The organism is Dysgonomonas sp. 521, assembly GCF_010501055.1.
Taxonomy (GTDB): Bacteria; Bacteroidota; Bacteroidia; order Bacteroidales; family Dysgonomonadaceae; genus Dysgonomonas.
In genome coordinates, this window is the sequence record NZ_QVMO01000107.1 from 1 (window position 1) to 8,360 (window position 8,360).

At 39.4% G+C, this 8,360-nt stretch carries 6 protein-coding genes; 5 read left to right on the forward strand and 1 reads right to left on the reverse strand.

Features of this window, described 5'->3' with window-relative positions:
- The first annotated feature begins 131 nt into the window (after positions 1-131).
- From nhaA to D0T84_RS19570, 4 genes are all read left to right on the forward strand, one after another.
- Positions 132-1,448, forward strand: a complete 1,317-nt coding sequence (nhaA, locus tag D0T84_RS19555; protein ID WP_163309537.1) for a Na+/H+ antiporter NhaA — start codon at positions 132-134, stop codon at positions 1,446-1,448.
- Between the two features lie 29 nt (positions 1,449-1,477).
- On the forward strand, positions 1,478-2,791 hold the full coding sequence (locus D0T84_RS19560) for a DUF389 domain-containing protein (protein ID WP_255495481.1): 1,314 nt from the start codon (positions 1,478-1,480) through the stop codon (positions 2,789-2,791).
- An 85-nt stretch (positions 2,792-2,876) separates the two neighbouring features.
- A complete protein-coding gene (locus D0T84_RS19565; protein ID WP_163309539.1) occupies positions 2,877-4,271 on the forward strand; it encodes a TrkH family potassium uptake protein in 1,395 nt (464 codons plus the stop codon).
- 14 nt (positions 4,272-4,285) lie between these two features.
- The gene (locus D0T84_RS19570; RefSeq protein ID WP_163309540.1) at positions 4,286-4,978 is read left to right on the forward strand and encodes a TrkA family potassium uptake protein; all 693 of its coding nucleotides are present in this window, start codon (positions 4,286-4,288) and stop codon (positions 4,976-4,978) included.
- A 649-nt stretch (positions 4,979-5,627) separates the two neighbouring features.
- Here the strand turns inward: D0T84_RS19570 and D0T84_RS19575 are convergent.
- On the reverse strand, positions 5,628-6,857 hold the full coding sequence (locus D0T84_RS19575; RefSeq protein ID WP_163309541.1) for a hypothetical protein: 1,230 nt from the start codon (positions 6,855-6,857) through the stop codon (positions 5,628-5,630).
- Positions 6,858-7,115: 258 nt separating this feature from the next.
- Here D0T84_RS19575 and D0T84_RS19580 point away from each other — a divergent pair.
- On the forward strand, positions 7,116-8,360 hold a 1,245-nt coding region (locus D0T84_RS19580; RefSeq protein ID WP_163309542.1), incomplete at its 3' end, for an FISUMP domain-containing protein.

Here is an 8,360-nt window from a genome sequence, read left to right on the forward strand (position 1 = left end):
TCTTTACAAGATACTAAAAATCAAGGTCTTATCCAAAAAATCAACCATCTATTTTGCTGATTGTCAGTAAAATAGATTTTTTGTCATGTACTAAATAAAATAGGTCAAAAATAACTTAATAAAACGAGTGAATGAAAGAGAACAATCAAACACCCATTGATAAACTAATCATCCCCGTCCAAAGATTCGCCCACCAGCAAAAATCAGGAGGCATCGTACTGGGAATAAGCGTACTTATTGCCTTGATATTAGCAAATTCTCCATGGTCGGAACCCTATCTTCATTTCTTCGAGCAGAAGTTGGGTTTTATATTCAATGGCGAAAAATATCTGGAATACAGCATCCACCACTGGATAAACGACGGGCTGATGGCCATGTTCTTCTTTGTGGTAGGCCTTGAATTGAAAAGGGAGATTATAGGAGGTGAACTATCTAATCCCCGTAAAGCAATCCTTCCCATTGTTGCAGCTATTGGAGGAATGGTGGTTCCGGCATTAATTTATCTGTTATTTAACCCTTCCGGAGTCGCCCATCAGGGATGGGGCATACCCATGGCAACGGACATTGCATTCGCTCTGGGAATATTATATCTTCTGGGAGATAAAGTCCCTTTATCGCTGAAAATTTTCCTTACTGCACTGGCTATAGTCGATGATCTAGGGGCTGTACTGGTTATCGCTTTTTTCTACACCTCCGATATATCTTTTACGAGCCTCGCTATCGGATTGGGATTTGTTTTGGCCATGTTTCTGGCAAATAAGCTGGGAGTGAGAAATATTGTCTTCTACGCTATTCTGGGGATAGGCGGTGTCTGGATCGCTTTTCTACTATCAGGCGTACATGCAACGATAGCTGCCGTTCTGGCCGCATTTATGATTCCGGCAGATGTGGTTTTACAGGAAGATTCGTACATCAGTAAAATACAGCAGAAGCTAAAACGTTTCAAAGACATCGACCCCAATAATATTCCGACACTGACAGATGAGCAGTTGTATACCCTCCAGCATATAAAAGAAGATACAGATGCGGCAATACCTCCTTTACAGCGATTGGAATATGGCATGCATCCGTTTGTTACTTTTGTGGTCATACCTCTGTTTGCTTTGGCAAATGCGGGAGTTTCCGTAATCGATATAGAGATCGAATCTCTTTTCAGTACAAACATAGCAATCGGGGTAGCTTTAGGTTTATTATTGGGTAAGGTAGCCGGAGTAGTTGGTTTTACATTATTACTGGTCAAACTAAAGGTTGCCCCGTTACCCGAGGGCATGAACTATAGAAATTTATTTGGTGTCGGATTATTGGCTTCCATTGGTTTTACTATGTCCCTGTTTATTACTTCGCTGGCTTTTAACGATGAAATACATCTTGTTCAGGCTAAGATTGGTATATTTGCAGCATCCATTATTGGTGGAGTTATCGGTTATTTTGTTTTAAACAGAAAATAAAGTCTCAAATTGCCATGCTTCGAAAACTTTTGAAAATAATCAGTCTCCAGGGACAGATAGAAGATTATAATGAAGTACATGAATCAATAAAACAAGGAATTGTATTTAAAGGTACAAACCTTTGGATATTGGTCTGTGCAATAATAATAGCTTCTGTAGGACTGAATACAAACTCTCCGGCAGTTATTATCGGAGCTATGCTTATATCTCCCCTTATGGGGCCAATTACCGGAATGGGTTATAGTATAGCTGTATATGATTCTCTGCTTTTTAAGCAGTCATTAAAAAACTTCGGATTTGCTGTTTTAGCCAGTTTGATTACTTCTACATTGTATTTTGCCATAACTCCTGTAACGACTGCCTATTCGGAGATACTGGCACGGACCAGCCCTACAATTTATGATGTATTGATTGCATTATTCGGAGGTTCGGCAGGAATTATTGCCATCAGCAGCAAGCAAAAAGGAAATGTGATACCCGGCGTAGCCATTGCCACAGCGTTAATGCCTCCTTTGTGTACTGCCGGATACGGACTGGCTACAGGGCAGTTCACTTTCTTTTATGGGGCATTTTATCTGTTTACCATAAATACTGTCTGTATTGCTTTTGCATCGGCAATAATATCCCAATTCCTTAAATTTCCGATCCGTAACAGCCAGATAAGTGATATCCGTAAGAAAAGGATAAATCAGATAATTTCCGCAATAATAATCATCACTATCCTGCCAAGTATATACCTGGGATATCGCCTTGCCCAGGATGAGAAATTTAAAGCAAACGCCCAGTTATATACACAAAATATCAGCATATACAGGGGGAATTATCTTCTCCGAAGTGAAGTGAATGCACCTAAAAGGGAAATTAAGCTGATTTACGGCGGGTCTTCCCTGACAGATGGCGATAAAGATACTATTATAAGTAAAGCCAATGATTTTTATCTGAAAGATGCGAAAATATCTGTGGAACAGGGACTGGCTATAAATGTAAATATCCCTAATCAGGACAAGTCACTTGCCAAAGAGGCATCCCTCAAACAGGAAATAAGCCGCCTCAACAGTTTAATAACCGAAAGCCGGCGTCAATCTGACAGCATACAAAATCGACCGGCGATAGGCAATCAACTGCTGTCGGAGATAAAAGTCCTTTATCCACAGATAACTTCCTGTTCTTATTCGGACACCTATGTATACCGAAAAGATAGCATCAAACCTGAAAAAACAGGTATTGTTATCTTCTCCTACAATCGTTACCTGAACAATACTGACCAGAAAAAAGTCAGGGAATGGATAGGTGAACGGTTGAAGACGGATGAAACAAAAGTATATTTTGAGAGAATAAAATGAAGAAATATATGTAATTATTTTTCCTCTTAATAATTTTCCACCATATTTGGATGCGCTAATCTAAATGAATCTTTAATTATAGGCAATGTTTTCGCGGATAAAGTATATTGGATTAAATCCTGCCCGTTTGTTTGTCCTTAGTTTTTTAGGTCTGATTTTTACAGGTACAGTCCTTCTGCTTTTACCTATATCTACGATACATAATATCAGTATTATAGATTCTCTTTTTACATCTACCAGTGCCGTATGTGTAACAGGCCTTGTCGCGTTGGATACCAGCAAAGACTTTACTGTTTTTGGGCAGACAATCATCATGCTACTTATTCAATGCGGGGGATTGGGCATATTGACATTTGCCAGCTATTTCAGCTACTTCTTTAAAGGAGGCTCTTCCTTCGAAGACCAACTGGCGATGGGCGATATCTCCAATATAGATAAGATAGACGATATATTTAAAACCTTGAAGCGCATATTGATAATAACCCTTGGTATCGAAGCGGTTGGCGCCTTTTTTATTTTTACCTGCCTGAGCCCGGCTTTGATACCTTCTTTAGGGGAGCGGATCTATTTTTCAGTTTTCCATTCCGTTTCTGCGTTCTGTAATGCCGGTTTTTCGACCCTGCCCCATGGTATTATGGAAACAGGATATGTCGCTAATTATAGCTTCCAGCTAAGCCTTATCTTTTTATTTGTTCTTGGTGGATTGGGATTTCCAATTGTTATAAACCTGCTGAAATATCTGAAACATCTTATCCGCAGAATATTCCGGCAGATTTTTAATCATAAAAAGGATGTTTACAAGCCATGGGTAATGAAACTGGGGAGTAAGATAAATCTGATTACGACGTTTTCCCTGATTATTGGTGGCACAATTCTGATTTTCATAAACGAGTATAATAATGTATTGGAGTCTCATCAGGGCATAGGCAAAGCTGTCACGGCATTGTTTACGGCGACCACCCCAAGGACAGCAGGCTTTAATTCTATTGACTTTAATCAGTTACATTTGTCATCATTAGTTATTATTATTATACTGATGTGGATAGGCGCATCTCCTGCATCAACGGGTGGTGGTATTAAAACCAGTACCTTTGCCATAGCTATACTTAATTTTATCAGTTTAGCCAAAGGCCGGAAAAACATAGAGGTATATAGCCGTGAGATAGCGGATATTTCCGTCAGGCGGGCTTTTGCTGTGATTACCCTTTCATTTATTGTATTGGGAACAGGCTCCTTGCTTATTTCATACTTTGATGAAAGTTTAAGGATGCTGGATATAATATTCGAAGCTGTTTCGGCATACAGCACCGTCGGATTAAGTCTGGGCATAACATCCGGATTAAGTCCGGCAAGTAAACTGGTGCTGATAGTCCTTATGTTTATCGGCCGTGTAACGACCCTGACACTGCTTATAGCGTTCTTTAAGCAGGTAAGATTATCCAATTATACATATCCGTCGGAAGAAATATTAATCAATTAAAAAAAACACTTACTATGAAATATATAATTGTAGGACTGGGCGTTTTCGGTTCGTCTCTTGCCGAGAAACTGGTGGCACAGGGCAATGAGGTAATCGGTGTAGATTCCAAGATGCAGCGTGTCAATGAACTAAAGGATAAAATAACCCATGTGGTTTGTCTGGATGTAAAAGATGCTTCAGCAGTAGAAACGTTACCGCTGAGAAATACAGACGTCGTCATTATCTGTATCGGGGAAGACCAGGGCGCCAATATTATGGCTACGGCCATGTTTAAGAATATGAATGTAAAACGGCTTATCGGAAGATCATTGAATCCTTTACATGAAAATGTGTTACAGGCAATCGGAGTAAACGAAATCGTCCGCCCCGAGGAGGAAACGGCGGAGAGGTGGGCAAAGAAACTTACTCTTCGGGGAATGGTGGATTCTTTTGAACTGAACAAGAATTATAGCATTGTCGAAGTTATTGTACCGGATATCTTTATCGGAAGAAGTATAGAGGAAGTAGGATTCAGGAAAGAATATAATATACTTGTGCTGACAATCGTAAAAAATGTGGAAGAACAGAGTATTATAGGGAAGACAAGGATCGTTGCGGATGTACAGGATATACCTAAACCGGATACGGTACTCGAAAAAGATGATATCCTGGTTATTTATGGTTCGAATAAGAATATTAAGCAGTTTATAGGGAAAAGCAAAAGATAGATAATTAGTATATTGACTGGCTTTCACCTAAAATGTGATTTTTTTGTATAAATCTATTTTTTTTTTTTGCATATTATTTCATAAACTTTTTTTGTGTAAAAAAAATAAAATTTAAAGAAGACATAATAAACTTTGAGCCTCTTACGAAACAACACATTACTAATCTATATATCCGCAAAATAGGGAACGGTTGCGCTATAGAATTCCATATCCGTATATCAGAAGAATTAATTAAAAAAATATATCTTTGCACAAGAGTTATCTGGTAAAGATGCAAAATGAAGTAAACACCAGTCAAAAGAACTGTTACTAACTCGTTACCTCTCTGAAACTCACTCTTCTTAATCGTCTGATAAATAGACCAAAAAATTAATTCAACTGCTATTTCAAGGAGATTGCTGCAATCTGCGGGATCGATAAGCCGGTAAGCTGTCATACTGGCAAGACACAAGATTTTCTTTTCCCGTCTAAATGTCAGCAACTTACAAAAACACATCCACCCACAGGTAACGATTTAGAAATGAGCGAATCGCTTTCTTTCACCACTTCTTGCACAAATTACAAAGAACGACTTTTCAACTACAAATATACATATCAACTATCTTTTTTCTCTTTTCCCCGAATAATTTCTCTTATTCTTATCATAATTTCACGACACAGAATCTTGCAACATGTTACACAAATAAAAATTCAAATCCATTTCGTTGCCTAAATTTAGTTTGCTTTTCAGCCTGTATCTCATCACATGTACCGAACTTACTTCCACAGAAAAGAATTGAGCTGTTTCTTTCATATCCATGTCTATGACAAAACAGATACAATATTTTATGTAGGTCTTTGATATATTGCTTGTCGAAAGCTTTTCTATGAATTTATCATTTATACGTTCTAATTTAGAGATGTACTCATCTTTACGATTCGCCAATTTCCTGTTTATAAATGTGACCAATTCCTCTATCAGGAGTTCTGTCATTTTTCTCTCTTTGTTTTCGGCTATTAATGCTTCATAGCGTTCCAAGTCAGAGCTATATAATTCTATCTGTTTATCCAGTTCCTCTTTACTTTTTCTCAAACTTACCAGTTCCATTTCTTTACCTTCTGCCTCTAATCGAATCAATCGCATTTCTGATAAGGTTTTGTATTTCTCCAGTTCTGCAAGTCTGGCTTGTTCCTCTTTAAGGCTAATCTGCAATTCAATCTCATCTTTTTCCATCTGGATAATCTCCATATCCTTCAAAGCGGCTTTACACTTTACTTTAAATAAATAGATCAGTATAGAGAGAATAACCAAAAGCAAGAGGCTGATTCCTCCAAACAGATAGCGAATCTTTTGTTGATAAAGGTTTTGTTCTCTCAAAACTTCTATTTCACGTACTTTGGCTTTGACATCATACTTGGTCTCCACCTCTTTTATAACTTTATACATCTCTTTTTTTGCCTGTCCTGTAATTTTTTCTGTTTCCAGCACCTTATATTTATATGCTTCTTTATAGTCCCCTATTGCTTCATAATTCTTTGCCAGAGCCAGGTAAGTTATCTGCTGTAGAACCTCGAAACGTTGAGCGTGGTCTGTTTCGGAACGTTCGATAGAATAATTTAATATTTCTAAAAGCTCCAAAAGACCTTTGATTGAAAGTTGGTATTTCCCTTGTCTAGAATAAGCTACATTTTTTCTATGAAGATAATGGAGATAAGCCATATTATTGTTAACAGGAATATTGAAAGATTCAACTTTTTCTATATACTTCGATACCTTATTCCAATCAGGGTCAGTCCGTATCGTTTCTGCCACTACCAGATTGATATAAGCGATCGCGATTCCACTCTCCCATACCATCTTATTATTTTTATCGGGAGTATTATCATATAAATGAATCATCTTTTGACAAACAAAATCTATCGAATCCGATAATAGATTGAGTTCGTTTCTTTCATTACTAAATTCTAATGAGTTAAGACTTATGCCGCAACTCTGGCCAAAGGACTAACTATCTTTAACACAACAATCAACTGCCTTGAGTTCTGGAACGGGCAAAAATGGATATCACGCTGTACAACAGAACCATCCAACCCTGTAACGGAAGATAAGAATGCAAAAGTAGAGAGCTGCATCCCTTATATGTTCACCTACCAGACAATGGAGCTGACCGCTTCGCACGAAGACGGCACACCTACATCGTACCAGTGGATGATAGACGGCCAAACGGTAACAGGTACCAATGCCGGCACCTACAGCTACACACCTCCTGCCGACCTGGCTCTGGAGGAAGATGAGCTGGGCAACCGGAAAAAGACCGTTAGCATTGCCTGCCGGATGGAAATAGGAGGAAAGACAGTGCAGAGTGCAAACTACGATGTGCTGGTGGTACATGTGCCGGACGAAGATAAGGATGGCGATGGCATACGCGACTTGCAGCCTATATATGTGAATGTATGGAAAGATGGATTTGATGGAGAAAACAATATCGGCGCCCCTGTTACCGACCTGATAAAAATAGCTTATTCTCATGTAAACCTGGGTGCAGAAAATGAAACCGACCCTTGTAATTGTCAGGGTGACTTCTACCAATGGGGACGACCTAAGGACGGTCACGAGAAAATAACAAGCGGTATTACCTCAACCGAATCTGATGTAGCACCTCCGGGACATTCGGATTTTATACAAGGTTTTCCAAACTGGTTTAGCCATGACGATCCTGTACTTTGGGGCAATGGGTCACAAGATTTCAATCCTACATGGACAAAACCATCAAACAATCCTTGTCCCACAGGCTGGAAAGTTCCGAGCCAGAAACAATGGGAACTATATAAAGGTGAAATAACCTCCGAATCTTTTGGTAGTGAATGGACTCGACTAGGCTCTTTTGGAGAAGAAAATATTTGCGGTTATAAGGTGGCTGACGCCTTGTTTTTGCAAGCACTCGGTGGTAGATATGTGTATGAAGGGGGTATGTATGGTAAAGGAATCAGTGGTATTTGGTGGACCTCCACAACGTCTACTTATGACTATAACGCATGTGCTTACGGTATATATGAAGATTATGCGGGTAGAGTGGTAGACGATATTTTGAAAGGTAACGGACTCTCCGTCCGCTGCATAAAAGACGAGGTGCTCGCAATAGACCCTAAAGCCACAGTAGAGAGCTGCATCCCTTATATGTTCACCTACCAGACAATGGAACTGACCGCTTCGCACGAAGACGGCACACCTACATCGTACCAGTGGATGATAGACGGCCAAACGGTAACAGGTACCAATGCCGGCACCTACAGCTACACACCTCCTGCCGACCTGGCTCTGGAGGAAGATGAGCTGGGCAACCGGAAAAAGACCGTTAGCATTGCCTGCCGGATGGAAATAGGAGGAAAGACAGTGCAGAGT